A 19,693-nucleotide genomic window follows, 5' to 3' on the forward strand; every position below is an offset into this window, starting at 1 on the left:
AAGGGGGATCTCCGCGCCGGTCCTCCATTGCTCAGGCCACCAGACTCGCCGCGATCGCGCACATGACGACGCCGATGCTGGTGTCGAGCGCCCGCCACGCGCCGGGCCGGGCGAAGACGGGCCGCAGCAGGCGGGCGCCGTAGCCCAGCGCGAAGAAGAACAGGAGGGAGGCGGTCATCGCCCCCAGCGCGAAGGCGTGTTTGCCCTCGGCGAACTGGGTCGACACCGACCCGACCAGCACCACCGTGTCCAGATAGACGTGCGGATTCAGCCAGGTCAGCGCCAGGCAGGTCGCCAGCGTTGCGCCAAGCCCCGCCGGAACCGCCGAGGCCGGGTCCAGCGCGCCGCCCGCCCGGAAGGCCGAGCGGAAGCTGCGCAGCCCGTAGACCAGCAGGAAGGCCGCTCCGGCGTAGCGGGTCGCCGTCTCCAGCCAGGGCAGCCATTGGGCGGCCTGGGCGAAGCCGCCGACCCCGGCCAGGATCAGCAGGGCGTCCGACACCGCGCAGGTCGCGCAGACGGCCAGCACATGCTCCCCGCGCAGGCCCTGGCGCAGCACGAAGGCGTTCTGCGCGCCGATGGCGACGATCAGGCTGAGACCCAGCAGAAGGCCGGGAAGGAAGGCGGAGAGCATGGCAGCCTCACGGGGTGAAACGAGGCCGTTCCCCTACCACCGCCGTCCGGATTAGAATAACTAAAGTCCCTTATCCTGATTAAGGAACGCTAATCCCATGCTGGACTACGCCCTGCTCGCCGCGCTGGCCGCGGTGGTCCGCACCGGCAGTTTCGAGCGGGCGGCGACGCAGCTCCACGTCACCCCCTCCGCCGTATCCCAGCGGGTGAAGCTGCTGGAGGAACGGATGGGGACGATCCTGGTGGTGCGCGGATCGCCCTGCACCGGCACCCCCGCCGGCCTGCGGCTGAGCCAGCACGCGGAGCGGGTGGCCCTGCTGGAAAGCGAGCTGCGCGACGGGCTCCCCGGCCTGCCGCAGGACGGGCCGGCGGTGACGGTGCGCATGGCGGTCAACGCCGACAGCCTCGCCACCTGGTTCGTCGCCGCGATGGCCGGGACGCCGGACGTGCTGTTCGACCTCGTGCTGGACGACCAGGAGCACAGCGCCGACTGGCTGCGCCGGGGCGAGGTTCTGGCGGCGGTGACGGCGAGCGCCCAGCCGGTGCAGGGCTGCGACAGCACCCCGCTGGGTGCCTTGCGCTACGTGGCGACGGCCAGCCCGGACTTCCTGCGCCGGCATTTCCCCGATGGGGTGGAGGCGGCGGCGCTGGCCCGCGCGCCGCGCTTGACCTACAACAGCAAGGACCGGCTGCAGACGCAGTGGACCCGGCAGGCCTTCGGGGTGGAGATCGCCTCGCCGACCCACTGGATGCCCTCCACCCACGCCTTCGTCGACGCGGCGCTGGCCGGGCTCGGCTGGGGGATGAATCCGGAGCCGCTGGTCGCCGACGCCCTGCGCGACGGGCGGCTGGTGGCGCTGGTGCCGGACCAGCCGCTCGACGTGCCGCTGTTCTGGCAGCGCAGCCGCATCGCCAGCCGCACCCTGGCCGACATCACGCGCTCGGTGTTGACGACGGCGCGCGCCCAGTTGACACAAGTCTGACGCTTACCGGTTAACGGTCGGCACCATCATGCTCGCCAGGAAGAGGGCGGCAGCGGCGACCACGATGCTCGGCCCGCCCGGCAGGTCCCAGTTCAGCGAGGAGAGCAGGCCGCCCAGCACCGCGGCGATCCCGAAGACCGAGGCCAGGGCGGCCATCGCCTCCGGCGTGCGGGAGAAGCGGCGGGCCGCCGCCGCCGGGATGATGAGGAGCGAGGTGATCAGCAGGATGCCGACGATCTTCATCGCCGCCGCGATGACCAGCGCGATCAGCAGCATGAAGGCCAGCCGCAGCGCCTCCACCGGCATGCCCTCGACCCGCGCCAGATCCTCGTCCACCGTCACCGCCAGCAGCCGCCGCCACAGCAGCAGCAGCCCGCCCAGCGCCGCCGCTCCGCCGGTGTAGATCCAGGCCAGATCGGCGGTGGTGACGCTCAGGATGTCGCCGAACAGATAGGCGACCAGATCGACGCGCAGCGTCTCCAGGAAGGCGATGGCGACGAGGCCCAGCGACAGCGACGAATGCGACAGGATGCCCAGCACGGTGTCCGTGGCCAGCGCGCGGCGCCGCTGCAGCCCGACCAGCGCCAGCGCCAGCGCGACGCAGACCCCGACCACCCCGATCAGCGGGTTGACGCCCAGCAGGAAGCCCAGCGCCACCCCCAGCAGGGCGGAATGGGCCAGCGTGTCGCCGAAATAGGCCATGCGCCGCCACACCACGAAGGACCCCAGCGGGCCGGCGACCAGCGCGATGCCGCAGCCGGCGGCCAGCGCGCGCAGAACGAAATCATCCATGGCAGCAGTCCCCGTCATGGCCGGGTACCACGGCGCCGTCGCTGGCGTGCGCGTGGTCGTGGTGATGGACATAGACGGCCAGCGCGTCGGCGTGGCCGCCGAACAGGGCGCGGTATTCCGGGTGGCGCCGCACGTCCTCCGGCGCGCCCTGGCAGCAGAACATGGCCGTTCAGGCAGAGCACGCGGTCGGTGCGGGCCATCACCGTGTGCAGGTCGTGGCTGACCAGCAGCACGCCGCAGCCGCGGGTGCGGCGCAGCGTCTCGATGCGCCCGAACAGCTCCGCCTGCCCATGGACGTCCACCGCCTGGTCGGGCTCGTCGAGCACGAGAAGCTCTGGATCGCCGAGCAGAGCGCGGGCCAGCAGCACCCGCTGCATCTCGCCGCCGGAGACGGTCTGGACCGGGCTGGCGGCGAGGTGGGAGACGCCGGCTTCCTCCAGTGCCGCGGTGATGCGGGCCTCGGTCACCGGGCGCCACAGCGCCAGGAAGCGGCGGACGGTCAGCGGCAGGGTCGCGTCGACGGTCAGGCGCTGCGGCATGTAGCCGATGCGCAGGCCCCGGCGGCGCTCCACCACCCCGGAGGAGGCGCGGACGAGGCCCAGCACGGCGCGCACCAGCGTCGTCTTGCCGGCACCGTTGGGGCCGATCAGCGTGACGATCTCGCCGGGCCGCACCTCCAAATCCACGCGGTCGAGGATCGTCCGCCCGCCCAGCCGCACCGTCAGGCCCTTGGTGTCGACCAGGGGAGGGGCCAGGGCCGGAATCGGCGAACGCGCCGCGCGGGAGGCCGCGTGATGGGCCCCATGATCGATTGACATGTTATGTTATAACGTGACATTGCTGGAAACGAAGACAGCTATGCGCCGGAAAGACCCGGCTGTCCAGTCAGACGATGAGGAACCCACCCATGCGCGCCGCGATGCGTCCCCTGCCGCTCCTTGCCCTCGCCGCAACCCTCGCCGCTGCCGGCCCGGCGCTGGCCGAGGCGCCGAAGGTCGTCGCCTCGATCAAGCCGGTCCATTCCCTGGTCGCCGCGGTGATGGAGGGTGTGGCGGAGCCGGCGCTGATCGTGCGCGGTGCGGCGTCTCCCCACACCTACGCCATGAAGCCGTCGGACGCGAAGGCGCTGGCCGCCGCCGACCTCGTCTTCTGGATCGGGCCGGAGCTGGAGGGCTTCCTCGAAAAGCCGGTGACGGCGAACGCCAAGGAGGCCACCTCCGTCACGCTGCTGGAGGCGCCGGGTGTCACCCTGCTCGACGCCCGCGAAGGCGGCGCCTGGGAGGCCCACGACCATGGGCACAAGCACGATCACGGGCACGACCATAAGCACGACGACAAGCACGCCCATGAGGACGAACACGACCATGACGAGGTGAACACCCACATCTGGCTCTCCCCCGCCAACGCCCGCGCCATGGTGGCGGCGATCGCCGAGGCTCTGTCGGCCAAGGACCCGGCCAACGCCGCCGCCTACACGGCCAACGCCGAACGCACCGCCCGTTCCATTGACGCGCTGGACGCGGAGCTGAAGGCGGCGCTGGCCCCGGTGGCCGGCAAGCCCTTCGTCGTCTTCCACGACGCCTACCAGTATTTCGAGGCGCAGTACGGCCTGAACGGCGTCGGCGCGATCACCGTCAACCCGGAACGCCGCCCCTCGGCCAAGCGGCTGTCGGAGATCCGCGCCAAGATCGGCGGCCTCGGCGCCGCCTGCGTCTTCGCCGAACCGCAGTTCGAACCGGCCCTGGTCAACACCATCGTCGAGGGCACCCCGGCGAAGAAGGGCGTGCTCGACCCCGAAGGGGCGGACTTGAAGGACGGCCCCGGCCTCTACCCCGCGCTGATGCGCAACATCGCCGCCTCGCTGAAGGATTGCCTGGGGTCCTGAGGCGTCTCGGCGCTTAAGCCTTGCCCCCGGCTGTGCTAGACCCGTGTCGGAATTCTCCCAGGGAGGCAGGCATGAAGATCGGGGTCGTCGGGTGCGCGGGGCGCATGGGGCAGATGCTGGTGCGCGAGATCGCCGCCACGCCGGGCTGCACGCTGGCCGGCGGCACGGAGCGGGTGGGCGGCCCGGCGCTCGGCAAGGACATCGGCGTCCTCGCCGGTCTTGAACCGCTGGGCGTCACCGCCATCGACGACGCGGCGGCGCTGTTCGCCGAGGCCGACGCGGTGATCGACTTCACCAGCCCCGAGGCCAGCGTCCGCCACGCCGCGCTGGCCGCCCAGTCTCAGACGGTGCTGGTCATCGGCACGACCGGCATCGGCCCGGCCCAGCAGGAGCCCATCGCCCAGGCGGCGACCCACACGCCCATCGTCCAGTCGCCGAACATGTCGCTGGGCGTCAACCTGCTGCTGGCGCTGGTCGAGCAGGTCGGCCGGGCGCTGGGCGACGACTACGACATCGACATCCTGGAGATGCACCACCGCAACAAGGTGGACGCCCCCTCGGGCACCGCGCTCGGCCTCGGCCGGGCGGCGGCGGCGGGGCGCGGGGTGGCGCTGGAGGATGTCTGGCAGAAGGTCCGCGACGGCCACACCGGCGTCCGCCCGCGCGGCGAGATCGGCTTCGCCACGCTGCGCGGCGGCGACGTGATCGGCGACCACACGGTGGTCTTCGCCGCCGAGGGCGAGCGGGTCGAGCTGACCCACAAGGCGTCGGGCCGCCAGGTCTACGCCAAGGGCGCCGTCCGCGCCGCGCTGTGGGCCAACGACAAGCAACCCGGCCTCTACAGCATGAAGGACGTGCTGGGCCTCTGACCGGTCAGGCCGCGGCCACTAAGCCGCGGCCTCGTCCTCCGGCATGGCGTGCCCCTGCTCCCAGGCGAGCAGGGCGCGCTTGCGGGGAATGCCATAGCGGTAGTTGTGGATGATTCCCGATTTCTGGATCACCCGGTGGCAGGGGATCAGCACGCAGACCGGGTTGCGCCCCACCGCCGCCCCCACCGCCCGCATGGCGGTCGGCTGGCCGATGGCGCGGGCCACGTCCTCGTAGGACACGACGGCGCCGGAGGGGATGCGCAGCAGCGCCTCCCACACCTTGATCTGGAAATTGGTGCCCTTCATCAGCAGGCGCAGCGGCTCGCGTCCGGCGGAACCGTCCCAGCGGAAGGCGCGGGCGGCGACCGGGCGGGTGGCGTCGGCGTCCTCCACCAAGCGGGCGGCCGGCCACGCGGCGGCCATCTCGGCCAGCGCGTCGCGCCCGTCCTCCTCCTCGGCGAAGCTCAGCCAGCAGACGCCGCGCTCGGTGGCGGCGACCAGCGACGGGCCGAAGGGGGTGGGGTGCAGGCCCCAGCGGATGGTCAGCCCGCCGCCCAGCGCCTTGTACTCGCCCGGCGTCATCGCCTCGCAGGCGACGAACAGGTCGTGCAGCCGTGACGGGCCGGACAGGCCGACGTCCAGCGCCACGTCCAGGACGCTCTGGTTCGCGGCGAGCAGCCGCTTGGCGTTGTCCAGCGTCAGGAACTGCAGGAAGCGCTTCGGGCTGATCCCTGCCCATTGGGTGAACAGCCGCTGGAAATGGAAGGGGCTCATGCCGGCGACCGTGGCCAGCTCGTCCAGCCCCGGCTGGTCCTGCCAATGGTCCACGAGATGGCGGATGGCGGCGGCGATGGCGCGGTGGCGCCGCGCGTCAACGGGGTCTTCAGCAGGATTCAGGCAGGGCATGGCGGTTCTCTCCCAGGCTCCATGTCCGGCGCAGGATGCGCCGCCGGAGCGGGCCGACCAACCCGTTTCTTGCGCATTCCTTCGGTGGTCAGGGCACCGGTTCGGGATGGCAGGGCGCGCGGCGCCACAGGGCCAGCGCGCCGCGCAGCGCCTGGGCGAAGTCCGCCCGCTCGTCCGGCGTCAGGAAGGCGCCGACGGCCACCGACTGGCCGTGCGAGGTGAGGGTCACCCGGCCGCCGTGCCGGGGCGGGCCGTCCAGGGTGACGCGCAGCCAGTTGGGCTGGAGGCTCCAGCGACGCTCCGGCTTGTTCCGGGCGACGCGCTGGACGGTCAGGTCGGTTTCGGTCAGGCGCACCCGCTCGTACAGTTGGGCGGCGCGGTTGTTGACGCGGAAGGCCAGCCAGAGAATCACCACGTCCAGCCCGCAGAAGGGCACCACCGGCCACGCCCCGTTGGCCGCGAAAATCCCGGCGATCAGCAGGTTGACGAGGATCACCACCCCCATCAGAACGCGGTATCCGTGCCGCCCCAGGCTGCGGTGCGGGTGCAGGATCGCGTCGAAGAAGACGCGCGGCGCCGGAGTCAGGGCCGGGGTTGGGGCCGGGGATGGGGTATGACGGGCCATGGTCATGCACACAAACTAGTCCACATCGGGCGCGCCTTCCACCCGGCGTGTTTGCAAGAACCGCCGGGGTCCCGCTATGCTGCGCGCCATGAAGCCCGCCGCCGTCCAGGAATTCTTCCGCCGCCTCAGCGCCGCCAACCCGGAGCCGAAGAGCGAGCTGGAATACATCAATCCCTACACCCTGCTGGTCGCCGTCGTCCTGTCGGCGCAGGCCACCGATGTCGGCGTCAACAAGGCCACCGGCCCGCTGTTCCAGATCGTCACCACGCCGCAGCAGATGGTGGATCTGGGGGAGGAGCGGCTGCGCGGCTACATCAAGACCATCGGCCTCTTCAACACCAAGGCCAAGAACGTCATCCGGCTGTCGGAAATCCTGGTCGCCCAGTATGGCGGTGAGGTGCCGCGCGACCGCGAGGCGCTGGAAACCCTGCCCGGCGTCGGGCGCAAGACCGCCAACGTGGTGCTGAACGTCGCCTTCGGCGAGGAGACCATCGCGGTGGACACCCACATCTTCCGTGTCGGCAACCGAACCGGCCTTGCCCCCGGCAAGACGCCCGACGCGGTGGAGGCGAAGCTGCTGAAGGTGGTCCCCAAGGCCTACCGCCGGCACGCCCACCACTGGCTGATCCTGCACGGCCGCTACGTCTGCAAGGCCCGCAAACCCGACTGCCTCGTCTGCCCGGTCAGCGACCTGTGCGGCTTCAAGGACAAGGTGCTGCCGGCCGCCGTGGTGTGAGCGGCAAGCTGTGATGTTTCCCGTGAAACGGCGGCGATAACTGGAAAAAGAAAAAGCCCGGCGAGGGGTGATCCCCGCCGGGCTTGCTCGTGAAACCGCGTTTAACGGCGTTTAGCCGTCCACCACGATGGGGTCGAGTGCGGCCGGGGCCGGGGCCGCTTCCGCCGGGGCGGCGGGGGCCGCGGCCGGCTTGGCCGCCGGGGTGTATTTGCCGATCTCGCCGTTCAGCAGGGCGCCGGCCTCGACCGCCAGCTCGCCGTACTTGATCGAGCCGTTGATCTTGCCGGTGGAGCGCACGGTCAGGCGACCGCGCACGATGATGTCGCCCTCGAAGCGGCCACCGATGTCGGCTTCGTCGATCTCCACGGCGCCCTTGAACAGGCCGGTCTCGGCGATCTCGATGGACCGGCCGTCGCGCAGCTTGGCCTCCACCGTGCCTTCCACCACCAGCACGTCGCAGGACCCGATCTCACCGTTCAGGGAGATGTCGCGGCCGACGATCAGGCGGCGCTGGTCGCTGGCCAGCGGGGCGGCCAGCGGGGCTGCCGGCACCGGAGCGACCGGGGCGGGGGCCGCGGCGGCCGGGGCACCATACCCCTCGGGACGGCGCGGCGCGGCACCCGGCAGGTCGACGGTGCGGCGCGGAATGTCCGTCGGCTTGTAGCTCGAACCGGGGATCGGGGCGCCGGCCGGCGGCTTCGGGGTGCTCGTGTTCATCTCGGGTCCCTTGGAGGAAAACGGCTCGGGTTGCGGCGTGCGGCCGGCCGGGGCGGGGCCGGCCGGCGGATTCGCCGCGGACGGGTTGCTCAGGGAGGCGAGCGGCGACACCGCCGCCGCGGGTTCGGCGGCGCCCGCCTGCGGTGCGGCCAGGGTGGCCGGGTCGGCGCTTTGGGTCTTCGGCGCACCGACGGGCGGATTCTTTCGTCCGAACAGCATGAACGTTGATCCCCAGGTCAGTCAGGTCGTGAAGGTTGGCAGGTCGTCGAGGTCGGGTCATCGGAGGCGGTTTCGCATGAACCGGGCCCGATCGACGGCAGCCAAAAGACCACCCCGCCGGGGTAACACGGTCATCCGGCCGGCCGCAAGTGGGCTTTGGTGCACGGTCGGGGCCGCGCCGCAGGACGGTCCGTCACGGCCCTTCCCGGCGGGGAAGGCCCGTCATGGACCCCGTCATGGAGTGGTAGATGTGGACCATGAAGGCGCTCGCGATCACCGGCACCAGCAGGTTGACGAAAGGAATTGTCGAAAGAAAGGCAATTACGGCGCCAGCCAAAAATGGTTTCAACGGGCTGGAACGCCGCAGAAACCCCGCCTCCTTCCGGCCCATCCGCCGGATCGCCACCATCTCGAAGTATTCGCGGCCGAGAAGATAGCCGTTGGCGGTGTAGAAGATCAGCAGGTTCAACCCCGGCACCATCAGATACAGGGGCAGGGCGAACAGATTGACGAGCAGGACGATGGCGAAAAAGCGCAGCGCGGTCAGCAGTTCTTCGCCAAGGCCGGTCTGGCGGGGCGGCGGCAACTGGGGATAATGGCGCCGCTCCACCGCCTGCACCACCTCGTCGAGGAAGAAGCTGGACACCATGCCGACCGTGGCGGGAAACAGCACCCAGGCCAGCAGCAGGACCGCCAGCCCGCCCAGCACGTCCAGCACCCCGTCGACCCAGGCGTAGCCGGTCAGCGCCGTGTGGAACAGCGCCCACCACACCGCCCCGGCCAGCAGGGCGAAGGCCAGGATGGCGGACAGCACGCCGATCCACACGACGCGGCGGGACGCCGGGTCGGAAAGCTGTCCAATGGCGAGAAGCAGGGCGCGGATCATACGGACTCTCTCGATGGGGCCGTTGCGGTCAGGCGACGCTTATCTACGACGGCGGGCCGTTCCATTCCAGGGGGCCTTGCGCCGCGCTTGAGATGTGGAGGCGGGCGGCTATACTCGCGCCCGGTTTTCCTCCACGGTTCCGACACCGTCTTTCCCCGCCTTTTCCCAAAGTTTCCAAGGAGCGCCCATGGCCACGGCCGAATTCGACGTCACCGGCGTCGGCAACGCCATCGTCGACGTGATTGCCCATGCCGACGACGCCTTTCTCACGGCCAACGGCATCGAGAAGGGCGCGATGACGCTGATCGACGCCGCCCGCGCCGAGGAGCTGTACGGCCGCATGGGCCCGGGCATCGAGGTGTCGGGCGGCTCCGCCGGCAACACCATGGCCGGCATCGCCTCGCTGGGCGGCAAAGGCGCCTACATCGGCAAGGTCCACGGCGACCAGCTCGGCCAGGTCTTCCGCCACGACATCCGCGCCGCCGGCGTGCATTTCGAGACGGCGGCCGGCCATGGCGGCGCCCCGACGGCGCGCTGCCTGATCCTGGTGACGCCGGACGCCCAGCGCTCCATGAACACCTTCCTCGGCGCCTGCGTGGAGCTGGGGCCGGAGGACATCGACGAGGCGCTGATCGTCAACTCGCAGGTCACCTACCTGGAAGGCTATCTGTGGGACCCGCCCCGCGCCAAGGAGGCCTTCCGCAAGGCCGCCGCGACCGCCCACGGCGCCGGGCGCAAGGTGTCGCTCTCGCTGTCCGACAGCTTCTGCGTCCACCGCCACCACGCGGAGTTCCTGGACCTCGTCGAGGGCCATGTCGACATCCTGTTCGCCAACGAGCATGAGATCACCGCCCTCTACAAGACCGACCGCTTCGAGGACGCGCTGGAGGCGGTGAAGCGCCTCGGCAAGACCGCCGCCCTGACGCGCAGCGAGAAGGGGGCCGTCATCGTCTCCGGCGGGGAGGTGGTCGAGGTTCCCGCGTCCCCGGTCGCCCGCGTGGTCGACACCACGGGGGCCGGCGACCTCTACGCCGCCGGCTTCCTCTACGGCTTTACCCGCGGCATGGCCCCGGCGGTGTGCGGCCGCATCGGCGCGCTGGCCGCCGCGGAGATCATCAGCCACGTCGGCCCCCGTCCGGAGGTCGTGCTGGCCGATCTGCTGAAGGACGCGGGCGTTCCGGCCTAATTGCCGTAACAGCGCCTGTACGGTATAAGCTGGCGGACCTTCCCGTCCGCCGGCTTTGCCCCCATGCAAGTGTATCTGCCGATCGCCGAGATGTCGGTCAACGCCCTGCTCGTGCTCGGCATGGGGGGGCTCGTCGGCTTCCTGTCCGGCATGTTCGGGGTGGGCGGCGGCTTCCTGATGACGCCGCTGCTGATCTTCATCGGCGTTCCGCCCGCCATCGCGGTGGGCACCCAGGCCAACCAGCTCGTCGCCGCCAGCGTGTCGGGCGTGCTCGCCCACTGGCGCCGCGGCAACGTGGACGTCAAGCTGGGCGTCGTCATGCTGCTGGGCGGCATGGTCGGCACGGTGGTCGGCGTCTGGATCTTCTCCCTGTTGCAGCGGATCGGCCAGATCGACGCGGCGATCACGCTGTCCTACGTCTTCTTCCTCGGCACCATCGGCACCATGATGATGGTGGAGGCCAGCCGCGCGCTGATCCGCCGCCGCGCCCCCACCGCCAAGCGGGGCAAGCTGCACCGCCACATGTGGCTGCACGGCCTGCCGCTGAAGATGCGCTTCCAGCGCTCCAAGCTCTACATCTCCGCCCTGCTGCCGGCCGGGATCGGGGCGATCGGCGGAATGCTGGTGGCGATCATGGGCATCGGCGGCGGCTTCATGCTGGTGCCGGCGATGATCTATCTGCTGAACATGCCGACCGGGCTGGTGGCCGGCACCTCGCTGTTCCAGATCATCTTCACCACGGCCATGGCGACGCTGCTCCAGGCGGCGACCAACCAGACGGTGGACGTGATGCTGGCGCTTCTGCTGCTGATCGGCGGGGTGATCGGCGCGCAGTTCGGCACCAAGGCCGGCGGCCGGCTGCGCGGCGAGCAGGCGCGCCTTCTGCTGGCCTCGCTGGTCGTCGCGGTGGCGCTGAAGCTCGCCTTCGATCTGGTGGTCGAACCCAACGACGTCTTCACCATCTCGACGAGGATGTCGTGAGCGCTGTCGGCAGGGGCGCCGGGCGGCTGTGGTCCGTCCGGGTCGTCGGCGGGCTGGTGGGGCTTCTGGCGGGGGGGTTCCTGGCCTCCATGGTGTGGGCGCAGCAGCTCGTCGCCGACCTGTCGAGCCACCTGATCGCCATCACCACCGGCTTCACCGGGACGGAGGTCGTGCTGTTCGGCACCACCGACGGGGCGGGCGACGTCGCCATCGTGGTGACCGGCCCGCGCACCCCGGTCACGGTGCGCCGCAAAGAGCGCATCGCCGGCATCTGGATCAACGCGCGCAGCGTGCGGTTCGAGCAGGTGCCCGGCTATTACATGGTCGCGACGAACCGCCCGCTGGACCAGTTCGTGGGCCGCCCGGTGCTGGAGCGCCACCAGATCGGCCTGCCGAACCTCCAGCTCGGCCCGCGCGAGCAGCTGGCCCCGGACCAGCTCGCCCTGTTCCGCTCCGCCCTGATCCGCAACAAGCAGCGGGCCGGGCTCTACGGCATCACGCTGGGGCAGGTGGCCTTCCTCGGCGAGCGGCTGTTCCGGACCAACATCTATTTCCCGGCCAACGTGCCGACGGGGCTGTACAATGTGGAGGCGCTGCTGATCCGCGACGGCGAGGTGGTCAGCGCCCAGACCACGCCGCTGGTGGTGTCCAAGGTCGGCTTCAGCGCGGAAATCTACGACTTTGCGCGCAACCAGCCGATGATTTACGGTGTTGCCGCGGTGATTGGCGCCATCGCCGCCGGCTGGCTGGCCGGCGCCATCTTCCGGAGGGTGTGACCCATGTCCGATCCGATTGCGACCGATCCGAACGCCGGGGCGGACGTCACCCCGGACGCCACGGCCAAACCGCCGGTCCGCATCTTCCTGGTCGTGGTGGACGAGAGCCCGGAGCTTCAGCTCGCCCTGCGCTACGCCTGCCTGCGCGCCCGCAAGTCGGGGGGCAAGGTGGCGCTGCTCTACGTCATCGAGCCGGGCGAGGTGCAGCAGTGGCTGGCCCTGGAAAACCTGATGCGCGAGGAGCAGCGCGCGGAGGCGGAGCAGAAGCTGCAGAAGCTGGCGCGCGACGTCAACCGCCTGACCGGCACCCTGCCGGCCCTGTACGTACGCGAGGGCAACCGCCGTGACGAGGTGCTGGCCCTGATCGACGAGGAGCCGAGCATCTCCATCCTCGTGCTGGCCGCCGGTATCGATCCGGAAGGGCCGGGACCGCTGATCTCCTACTTCACCAACCGCGGCCTCGCCAAGATGCGCATTCCGCTGACCATCGTGCCGGGCGGCATCGGCATCGATGCGCTGGACGCCATTACGTAAAGCGTCAACGCCCGTAAAGCGCGGTGAGGCTGCGCTGGTCGATGTCGGACCGATCATCGGTCAGCACGGGATGGCCCTCCAGCGTGGCGGGGGCCAGCGTCTCCAGGATGCGCGAGGCCGCGTACGTCGCACCCGGCGGAGCGGCGCGCAGGCGTACGCTCAGATCCTCGAGCGTACGGGCCTCCTTCGTGGCGATCAGCAGGTAATTCCCGCGTCCGGCATCGGCGACGTACACCGACGGGAAGACCGCGCCCTGCGTCGCCGCCAGCGGCCCGACCAGGGCGTCGCGGTCCATGGGGGAGGCGACGTTCATGACCAGCACGCCGCCCGGCGCCACCCGCCGCTCCACCGCCGCGAAGAACTCCCGGGTCGCCGTGAAGAAGGGGATCAGGGCGGTCGAATAGAGATCGACGATCACCACGTCGTGCTGCTCCGGCGACCGCTCGACGTGGCGGCGGGCGTCCTCCACGGCGACGCGCACCTCGGGCCGCAGGCCGAACCTCTCGCGCGCCACATCGACCACCGCGGGGTCCAGCTCCACCCCCAGGATGTCGGCGCCGGGCCAGCTGTCGAGGATCTCCTTGGCGGCGGCTCCACCGGCCAGCCCCAGCACCAGGACGCGCGTGCCATTGCCCAAGGCCGGAACGGCGGCGAACAGGTCGTAATACAGACCGGTCGGCCCGCCGTCCTTGCGCAGCCGCGACTGGGTGGCCCAGGCCACGTTCAAGTGCAGGCGGATCTGCTCGGCGTCCTCCTGCACCATGATCGTGTTGTGCGGCGTCTCGCGGTAGAGGGCGAAGCCCTGCCCCTCGCCATGGCCGGCGGCCCAGGCCAGGGGAACCGCCAGGGCCGCGGCGGCGGCCACCCGTTTCCCACCCGGAACGAACAGGCAGGCGAGCGCCGGCAGGACCACCGCCAGGGCGTAGCCCGCCGACACCCCGACCTGCGGGATCGCGTAGAAGGAGGCGAAGAAGGTGCCGCCGATGCTGCCCAGCGTGCCGACCGCATAGATCCGCCCCGCCGCCGCCGCACCGGTCAGGCTGCTCAGGCCCGCGCAGAGCGGCGACACCATGGCCAGCGCGAAGGACGGCAGGCCGAGGATCAGCGCCGCCCCGACGACCGACCCCTCGACCGCGTTGAAGCGGCCCGCGGCGTCGGCCAGCATCGGCTTGCCCAGCCAGGGCGTCAGCGCCGCCGCGGCGACCCCGGCCAGCAGGGCGGCGCGCAAGGCCGGCACCGCCTTCGGCCCGTCGCCGAGCTGCCCGCCGGTCCAGTAGCCGGCGGCCATGAAGGTCATCACCACGCCGATGACGGCGCCCCACTGATAGACCGAATAGCCGAAATGCGGCGCCATCAGCCTTCCGCCGAGGATCTCCATCATCATCAGCGACCAGCCCGCCGAAAACGCGGCGGCGGCCAGCGCGACGGGACGGAGGGACGGGCGGGCAGGGGAGGGGTCGCGACCGCTCAAGGCCGGCGACCGCGGGTTCGTGGCAGCGCCCTATTCATCGGTCCCGTCATTGGTCCCTGTCTTCTCCTTCAGCCCATAGACCTCGATCGGGTCGTTCAGCCCCTTCACCGGATGCCAGCCGACCGAGACGAGGCGGCTGGCGCAGGCCTCGGCCACCTCGGCGGAGGTCAGGACGTTGCGCTCCAGCCGGCTGCACAGCCCCTCGATCCGGCTGACCAGATTGACCGCCGGGCCGATGACGGTGAAGTCCAGCCGGTTGGCGGAGCCGATGTTTCCGTACATGACCTCGCCCATGTGGAGCGCGATGCCGCAGCGCAGGGTGGGCTGGCCCCAGGCGGAGCGTTCGGCGTTGCGGGCGGCCATGTCGGTCAGCGCCTCCTCCGCGGCGTCCAACGCCTTGGTGCAGGCGGCGGCGCCGGTCGGGTCGCTCTCCTCCAGCGGGAAGATGGCCAGCATGGCGTCACCGATGAACTTCATGATCTCGCCGCCGCGGCTTTCCACGGCGCCGCCCATGATCTCGAAATAGCCGTTCAGCAGGGCGATCAGCTCCTCGCGCGGCAGCCGGTCGGCCAGAGAGGTGAAGCCGCGCAGGTCGCAGTACCACAGCACGGCGCGGACGTTGGCGCCGGTGCCGCGGCGGATGTCGCCCGACAGGATGCGCGCGCCGGTGCGGTGGCCGACATAGGTGTCCAGCACGGTCGTCGCCAGCCGCCGCAGCGCCAGCGTCTCCAGCACCGCGCCCAGCGCCGGCAGCACCGCGTCGACCAGCGCCAGATCGGCGGTGGAGAAGCCGCCGGGCCGGTCGGTGGTGAAGCTCAGCACGTTGCGCCGCCCCCCGGCGAACAGCACGGCCATGGCGACGTAGTCGGTCGCCCCCTGCGCTTTCAGCTCGGCGAAGACCGGGTACGGGTAGGGCGGCTCCATCTGCTCCAGCCGGTAGCGCAGGCCATCGGCGCCGTCCTCGATCAGGGTGGCGAAGGGGCTGGTCAGGTATTCGGTGCTGGTCTCGGTGCCGTGGGCGCGGGTGGTGGTCTCCACCTGTTCGGCGTTGCGGCGCCAGAAAAAGGCGATGGTGCGGATCTGCGGGTGCAGCAGGGGCAGGGCGCAGACGGCGCGCAGCAGCGGCACGCCGGAGGCCATCAGGCGCCGGCAGAAGCGGTCCATCATCGGCTCGAAGCCGGGCGCGTGCCGGCCTTCCAGCAGCAGCCATTCGACGACCTCCCGCGCGGCGTCGTCGATGGAGGGGCCCCCAGGGATGGCCGCGGGAACGGCCGGTGCGGTGGCCGCGGGCGGTGCCATGCTCACGGATCGATAACCATAAAGATGCGATGCTTGATCTGTCGGCGGATTCTGCCCAAGTTTCGCCTACGCCGCCAGTGTTGTTCGGCGCCGATGGAGGATATCACCATGTTCATTCAGACCGAGCAGACGCCCAACCCGGCGACTCTCAAGTTCCTGCCGGGGCGTGACGTGCTCGGACGCGGCACCGCGGACTTCCCGTCCCGCGACGGCGCCGCCGCTTCGCCGCTGGCCCAGCGGCTGTTCGAGATCGACGGGGTCCAGGGCGTGTTCCTGGGCGCCGACTTCGTGACCATCACCAAGGCCGGCGACAAGGAGTGGTTCCTGCTGAAGCCGTCGATCCTCGGCGTCATCATGGAGCATTTCACCGCCAACCGGCCGGTGCTTCTGGAAGAGGCGGCCGGCGACGGCCACGCCGCCAGCGCGGACGACGACGAGATCGTCACCCAGATCAAGGAGCTGCTGGACACCCGCGTGCGCCCGGCGGTGGCCCAGGACGGCGGCGACATCACCTTCTACGGCTTCGAGGAGGGCGTGGTGTATCTGGAGATGAAGGGAGCCTGCTCCGGCTGCCCCAGCTCCACCGCCACGCTGAAGGCCGGCATCGAGAACATGCTGCGCCACTACATCCCCGAGGTGGTCGAGGTCCGCGCCGTCCGCTGACGGCATCCACCGGACGGGCGTGGCCGGCACAGGCCGCGCCCGCCGGCGTGTCTCTCCGCTTGCTCCGGCCGTTTTATTCCGGCCGTTTTATTCCGGCCGTTTTATTCCGGAACGACGAACTGCATGCCCAGCCAGCGCCACCGTCCTTCGGGACCCGGCAGGGTGCAGTTCACGCGCGTGCGGCCCGGCGGGAAGGGATCGCGGATGCGCACCTCCACCCGGTCCTCCGTCACGCGCTCCAGCGCCGTCCGGCCCTGGCCGGCGGCGAAGCAGGCCAGCCGCGCGATGTCGCCGATCTCGTCCGACACGGTGAAGCCGATCGACGGCGGGTTGACGGTCAGCAGCGGGTCGTCGGGCGTCAGGTCGGTCACCGGCAGCGGCAGCGCGTTGGCGGCCAGCCGGAAGCGGTCCACGCTGCCGAAACTTTCGTTCATCACGAAACGCGGCAGGGTCGCCCGGTCGGCCTGCGGGTGCAGGACGCCGGACTGCTGGCCGAAGGCGGCGGCGAAGCCCTGCTCCGTCACGATGGTCCGCAGCGCCGACGACACCTCGCCCTGCGGGTAGGCGAACAGGGTGGGGCGCTGGCCGGTCTCCGCCTGCAGCCGGTCGGCCATGCGGCGCAGCTCCGCCTTCACCTCCTCGGCGGGGCGGGACACCAGCGACTGGGTGGAGGCGCCGAGCCCGCCGAGCGTGACCCCGGCGGCGGCGAGCTGCCGCACCTCCGCCCAGGTCATGTGGGCGGGCGACCCGCGGTCGACGGCGTCGGTCGCCACGAACAGGGTGAAGGGAAGACCCGCCGCCTTCAGCCGGGGCCATGCCTCGCGGAAGGCGGAACGGCTGGCCTCGTCGATGGTGATCGCCACCGTCCGGTCGGGCAGCGGCGCGCCGCTGCGCAGCGCCTCCAGGATGCGGGGCAGGGGCAGGACCTGGTAGTCGCCGTCCTGAAGCTCGTCCAGATGGGCTTCGAACTGGTCGATACGGATGCTGATGGACGGAGTCTGGTCCTCGCCGAAGCGGTCGTAGGCGAAGACGACGGCGGTGTTCGTGGTTCCGTCTCCAGCAACGGCGGGCGCCGCAACGCCGGGGCTTCCCGCCAGGGCCTGGAAGGCCCAGGCGGCGGCCACGGCGAAGAGGGTGGCGGCGCGGCGGAACGGCATGGCGGCCTGTCGTGGGTCCGGAACGGTCGCGCGGCCGGACCGGAGCCCAGGCTGCGCCACGGCTGGTGTGGCACAGGGATGGCGCCGGGAACAAGTCCGCAACACGCACGATGCGCTTCGAGCGCCTTCGTGATGCAGCCTTGCAACAACCCCTGTGACATTGGGCCTTATGGCGCCCGGCCGCGGGGATGGCGCCCGCGACCGGGGTCGTGGGCCATCACCCCATCATCACGCCGCCGAGCGCGGCGTCGGTCAGCAGGGGGTAGCGCTGCTCGTCCGGCAGCTGGTAGTGCCACCACTCGAAGCTGTAATGCCGCCAGCCCGCCGCCGTCATGACGCCGAGAAGGGCGGCGCGGTTGCGCTGCTGCTCCGTGGTCAGGTCGGTGCGGCCATGGTGGGACTGTTCGGTCATGTCGTCGAAGCCGGTGCCCATGTCCAGCGGGCGCCCGGAGCCGTCGGCCAGCGTCAGGTCCACCGCAACGCCGCGCGAATGGGTGGAGCCGCCCGACGGGTCGGCGATGTAGGAGGGATCGGGCAGCGCCCGCCACAAGGCCCATTGCGCCTCGACCGGGCGGAAGGCATCGTACAGCCGCAACCGGCAGCCGATGCCGCGCGCCAGCCGGATCGCCGCGCGCAGCGCCGCCGCCGCGTCGGGGTGCAGCAGGCAATGCGGGTGCCGGTAGATCGGCGCCCCGGTCAGGTTGTCCGGCGTGGCGTACAGCAGGTCGATGTCGACGTCGAAGTCCGGTGGTGCGATGGGTGTGAGCATGATCCATGCCGTCAGGGAAGGTCGGGGCTGTCTATCACGCTCTTGACCCAGGCTTGAAGTGGGGCTTTGAAGATGGCGGACCTGACGACGCGTGTGAGGCGATGAGAGTTCTGGGACTGGACACGGCGACCTCCGGCTGTTCGGCCGCGCTGTGGGACGATGGCGCCGTCACGGTGCAACGGCGCGAGCCGATGGCCCGCGGGCAGGCGGAGGCGCTGGTGCCGTTGGCGCAGGCCGCGCTGGCGGAAGCCGGCTGCGCCTTCGACGCGCTCGACCGCATCGCCGTGACCGTCGGGCCCGGCGCCTTCACCGGCCTGCGCATCGCGCTGGCCGCGGCGCGCGGCTTCGCGGTTGCCGCCGGGCTGCCGGTGGTCGGGGTCACCAGCTTCGACGCGATCGCCCACGGCCTGCCGGAGGCGGAGCGGGACGGCCGGACCGTCCTGGTCGCCGTGGACTCCCGACGCAGCGAGCCGTTCCTGCAGCTGTTCCACCCGGACCTGACGCCGTTCGGCGAGCCGGCGATGCTGGAGCCCGCCGCGGTGCCGGGTTGGCTCGACGGGCTGCTCGCCGGTGAAGCCGGTGCCATGCCGTTGCTGGTCGCCGGGGACGGGGCGGCGGCGCTGCGCCCGCTTCTGGAGGGGCGTGCCGACACCGCCTTCGCCGCCGGGCCGGGCACGCCCGACGCCGCCGTGGTCGCCGCGCTGGGCGCCCGGCGCGAGGTCGGACTGCCGGCCCAGCCCTTCTATCTGCGTCCGCCCGACGTCTCCCTGCCGCGGAAGACGGCATGACGGCGGCCCCGCCCGAGACGTTCCGTTCCCCGGCGTCTCATCCGGTGCGGCTTCAGACCGCCGGCCTTGCCGACGCCGCGGTGATCGCGGCCCTGCAACAGGGGTGCTTTCCCGACGATCCCTGGGGCAGCGAGGCGGTCGCCAGCCTGATCGGCCAGCCCGGCTTCTTCGCCGCTCTGGCCTTGCGGGAGGGCGTGGAGGGCGACGATCCGGTCGGCTTCCTGCTCGCGCGGGTTGCCGCCGACGATGGCGAGATCATCGCCGTCGGCGTCCGGGACGACGCGCGGGGGCAGGGGACCGGGCGGCGGCTGGTGGTGGCGGCTTTGGACGGCGCGCGGGCGCTGGGCGCCACGGCGCTGTTCCTTGAAGTCGCCGAAGACAATGGTATGGCGCAATCCCTGTATAAATCTTGTGGCTTCTTTGCCGTGGGCCGTCGTCCCGGCTATTACCGCAGGGTGGACGGAAGGGTTGCCGCCCTGGTGTTGCGGTATTCGTACACCGACGAATAAATCTTAACCTTTCTGAATCCACAGGCGGTGCACCCCGTCCGGCTCATCCGGATTTTCGGGCGTCACGGCGAGAATGGAGTGACCCAGTTCGGCTAAGGATCGGGGTACATTCTCCAAGGGTTCGCCAGCGTTCAGCCGGACTTCAAGCGTCTGCCCGGCCGCCATGCGCTCCACCGACAACTTGGTCTTGACGAAGGTTAACGGGCACACCTCGCTGGTGATGTCCAAAAACAAATCCGGAGATTTTTTTTCGTACACTGCTTCCTCTTTAAGAGCAAAGGATGGATATTGCACGCGGCCACAAACCTCTTT

At 70.7% G+C, this 19,693-nt stretch carries 23 protein-coding genes; 11 read left to right on the forward strand and 12 right to left on the reverse strand.

What is annotated here, in order from left to right; all coding sequences use genetic code 11:
* Window positions 1-31: 31 nt before the first annotated feature.
* Window positions 32-631, reverse strand: a complete 600-nt coding sequence (locus ACWPN5_RS01010) for a LysE/ArgO family amino acid transporter (RefSeq protein ID WP_145682891.1) — start codon at window positions 629-631, stop codon at window positions 32-34.
* A 97-nt stretch (window positions 632-728) separates the two neighbouring features.
* Between ACWPN5_RS01010 and ACWPN5_RS01015 the strand changes: the two genes are divergently transcribed.
* On the forward strand, window positions 729-1,613 hold the full coding sequence (locus tag ACWPN5_RS01015) for a LysR family transcriptional regulator ArgP (protein WP_492293759.1): 885 nt from the start codon (window positions 729-731) through the stop codon (window positions 1,611-1,613).
* A 3-nt stretch (window positions 1,614-1,616) separates the two neighbouring features.
* Here the strand turns inward: ACWPN5_RS01015 and znuB are convergent, their stop codons facing one another.
* On the reverse strand, window positions 1,617-2,405 hold the full coding sequence (znuB, locus tag ACWPN5_RS01020) for a zinc ABC transporter permease subunit ZnuB (protein ID WP_200479187.1): 789 nt from the start codon (window positions 2,403-2,405) through the stop codon (window positions 1,617-1,619).
* A gap of 14 nt (window positions 2,406-2,419) precedes the next feature.
* Window positions 2,420-3,223 (reverse strand): ATP-binding cassette domain-containing protein, encoded by an 804-nt coding sequence (locus ACWPN5_RS01025; RefSeq protein ID WP_492293761.1) that lies wholly within the window; start codon window positions 3,221-3,223, stop codon window positions 2,420-2,422.
* An 89-nt stretch (window positions 3,224-3,312) separates the two neighbouring features.
* Here ACWPN5_RS01025 and znuA point away from each other — a divergent pair, with 89 nt between their 5' ends.
* Both znuA and dapB read left to right on the forward strand, forming a co-directional pair.
* Window positions 3,313-4,290: a zinc ABC transporter substrate-binding protein ZnuA gene (gene znuA, locus ACWPN5_RS01030; protein ID WP_492293763.1), complete on the forward strand. Its 978-nt coding sequence runs from the start codon at window positions 3,313-3,315 to the stop codon at window positions 4,288-4,290.
* Between the two features lie 71 nt (window positions 4,291-4,361).
* Window positions 4,362-5,159, forward strand: coding sequence for a 4-hydroxy-tetrahydrodipicolinate reductase (gene dapB / locus ACWPN5_RS01035; protein WP_492293765.1), 798 nt, complete (start codon window positions 4,362-4,364; stop codon window positions 5,157-5,159).
* 18 nt (window positions 5,160-5,177) lie between these two features.
* On the opposite strand, the gene ACWPN5_RS01040 is transcribed toward dapB, so the two are convergent.
* Both ACWPN5_RS01040 and ACWPN5_RS01045 read right to left on the reverse strand, forming a co-directional pair.
* The gene (locus tag ACWPN5_RS01040) at window positions 5,178-6,065 is read right to left on the reverse strand and encodes a methylated-DNA--[protein]-cysteine S-methyltransferase (protein ID WP_145682898.1); all 888 of its coding nucleotides are present in this window, start codon (window positions 6,063-6,065) and stop codon (window positions 5,178-5,180) included.
* Window positions 6,066-6,153: 88 nt separating this feature from the next.
* The gene (locus tag ACWPN5_RS01045; protein WP_492293767.1) at window positions 6,154-6,690 is read right to left on the reverse strand and encodes a DUF2244 domain-containing protein; all 537 of its coding nucleotides are present in this window, start codon (window positions 6,688-6,690) and stop codon (window positions 6,154-6,156) included.
* A gap of 76 nt (window positions 6,691-6,766) precedes the next feature.
* On the opposite strand from ACWPN5_RS01045, the gene nth reads away from it, so the two are divergent.
* Window positions 6,767-7,426 (forward strand): endonuclease III, encoded by a 660-nt coding sequence (gene nth, locus ACWPN5_RS01050; protein ID WP_200479181.1) that lies wholly within the window; start codon window positions 6,767-6,769, stop codon window positions 7,424-7,426.
* 111 nt (window positions 7,427-7,537) lie between these two features.
* Here the strand turns inward: nth and ACWPN5_RS01055 are convergent, their stop codons facing one another.
* On the reverse strand, window positions 7,538-8,362 hold the full coding sequence (locus ACWPN5_RS01055) for a bactofilin family protein (RefSeq protein WP_492293769.1): 825 nt from the start codon (window positions 8,360-8,362) through the stop codon (window positions 7,538-7,540).
* Between the two features lie 193 nt (window positions 8,363-8,555).
* Window positions 8,556-9,248, reverse strand: a complete 693-nt coding sequence (locus ACWPN5_RS01060) for an EI24 domain-containing protein (RefSeq protein WP_145682906.1) — start codon at window positions 9,246-9,248, stop codon at window positions 8,556-8,558.
* Between the two features lie 187 nt (window positions 9,249-9,435).
* On the opposite strand from ACWPN5_RS01060, the gene ACWPN5_RS01065 reads away from it, so the two are divergent.
* The 4 genes from ACWPN5_RS01065 (at window position 9,436) to ACWPN5_RS01080 (ending at window position 12,725) form a co-directional block, all read left to right on the forward strand.
* A complete protein-coding gene (locus ACWPN5_RS01065) occupies window positions 9,436-10,434 on the forward strand; it encodes an adenosine kinase (RefSeq protein WP_200479792.1) in 999 nt (332 codons plus the stop codon).
* 63 nt (window positions 10,435-10,497) lie between these two features.
* Window positions 10,498-11,415 carry a sulfite exporter TauE/SafE family protein gene (locus tag ACWPN5_RS01070; RefSeq protein WP_145675987.1) on the forward strand — a complete coding sequence of 306 codons (918 nt, stop codon included), beginning with the start codon at window positions 10,498-10,500 and terminating at the stop codon, window positions 11,413-11,415.
* On the forward strand, window positions 11,412-12,191 hold the full coding sequence (locus tag ACWPN5_RS01075) for a TIGR02186 family protein (RefSeq protein ID WP_492293772.1): 780 nt from the start codon (window positions 11,412-11,414) through the stop codon (window positions 12,189-12,191). The genes ACWPN5_RS01070 and ACWPN5_RS01075 overlap by 4 nt, the downstream gene beginning before the upstream one ends.
* A gap of 3 nt (window positions 12,192-12,194) precedes the next feature.
* The gene (locus ACWPN5_RS01080; protein WP_492293774.1) at window positions 12,195-12,725 is read left to right on the forward strand and encodes a universal stress protein; all 531 of its coding nucleotides are present in this window, start codon (window positions 12,195-12,197) and stop codon (window positions 12,723-12,725) included.
* 4 nt (window positions 12,726-12,729) lie between these two features.
* Here the strand turns inward: ACWPN5_RS01080 and ACWPN5_RS01085 are convergent, their stop codons facing one another.
* Both ACWPN5_RS01085 and ACWPN5_RS01090 read right to left on the reverse strand, forming a co-directional pair.
* Window positions 12,730-14,196, reverse strand: a complete 1,467-nt coding sequence (locus ACWPN5_RS01085) for a fused MFS/spermidine synthase (protein ID WP_492293776.1) — start codon at window positions 14,194-14,196, stop codon at window positions 12,730-12,732.
* Window positions 14,197-14,226: 30 nt separating this feature from the next.
* Complete coding sequence (locus ACWPN5_RS01090) at window positions 14,227-15,495, reverse strand: adenylate/guanylate cyclase domain-containing protein (RefSeq protein ID WP_145682917.1); 1,269 nt, start codon at window positions 15,493-15,495, stop codon at window positions 14,227-14,229.
* A gap of 108 nt (window positions 15,496-15,603) precedes the next feature.
* Here ACWPN5_RS01090 and ACWPN5_RS01095 point away from each other — a divergent pair, with 108 nt between their 5' ends.
* Entirely contained in the window at window positions 15,604-16,158 is a 555-nt protein-coding gene (locus ACWPN5_RS01095; RefSeq protein ID WP_014238873.1) for a NifU family protein, read from the forward strand.
* A 101-nt stretch (window positions 16,159-16,259) separates the two neighbouring features.
* Here ACWPN5_RS01095 and ACWPN5_RS01100 read toward each other — a convergent pair whose 3' ends face one another.
* Together ACWPN5_RS01100 and ddpX are read right to left on the reverse strand one after the other, a co-directional pair.
* On the reverse strand, window positions 16,260-17,315 hold the full coding sequence (locus ACWPN5_RS01100; RefSeq protein WP_200477425.1) for a polysaccharide deacetylase family protein: 1,056 nt from the start codon (window positions 17,313-17,315) through the stop codon (window positions 16,260-16,262).
* Between the two features lie 217 nt (window positions 17,316-17,532).
* Window positions 17,533-18,084 (reverse strand): D-alanyl-D-alanine dipeptidase, encoded by a 552-nt coding sequence (gene ddpX, locus ACWPN5_RS01105; protein ID WP_145682921.1) that lies wholly within the window; start codon window positions 18,082-18,084, stop codon window positions 17,533-17,535.
* 101 nt (window positions 18,085-18,185) lie between these two features.
* On the opposite strand from ddpX, the gene tsaB reads away from it, so the two are divergent.
* On the forward strand, window positions 18,186-18,872 hold the full coding sequence (tsaB, locus tag ACWPN5_RS01110) for a tRNA (adenosine(37)-N6)-threonylcarbamoyltransferase complex dimerization subunit type 1 TsaB (RefSeq protein ID WP_145682923.1): 687 nt from the start codon (window positions 18,186-18,188) through the stop codon (window positions 18,870-18,872).
* Complete coding sequence (locus ACWPN5_RS01115) at window positions 18,869-19,381, forward strand: GNAT family N-acetyltransferase (RefSeq protein WP_492293780.1); 513 nt, start codon at window positions 18,869-18,871, stop codon at window positions 19,379-19,381. The genes tsaB and ACWPN5_RS01115 overlap by 4 nt, the downstream gene beginning before the upstream one ends.
* 3 nt (window positions 19,382-19,384) lie before the next feature.
* Here ACWPN5_RS01115 and ACWPN5_RS01120 read toward each other — a convergent pair whose 3' ends face one another.
* The gene (locus tag ACWPN5_RS01120) at window positions 19,385-19,675 is read right to left on the reverse strand and encodes a sulfurtransferase TusA family protein (RefSeq protein ID WP_014238868.1); all 291 of its coding nucleotides are present in this window, start codon (window positions 19,673-19,675) and stop codon (window positions 19,385-19,387) included.
* Between the last annotated feature and the right edge of the window lie 18 nt (window positions 19,676-19,693).

Source organism: Azospirillum sp. UENF 211521, assembly GCF_058780535.1.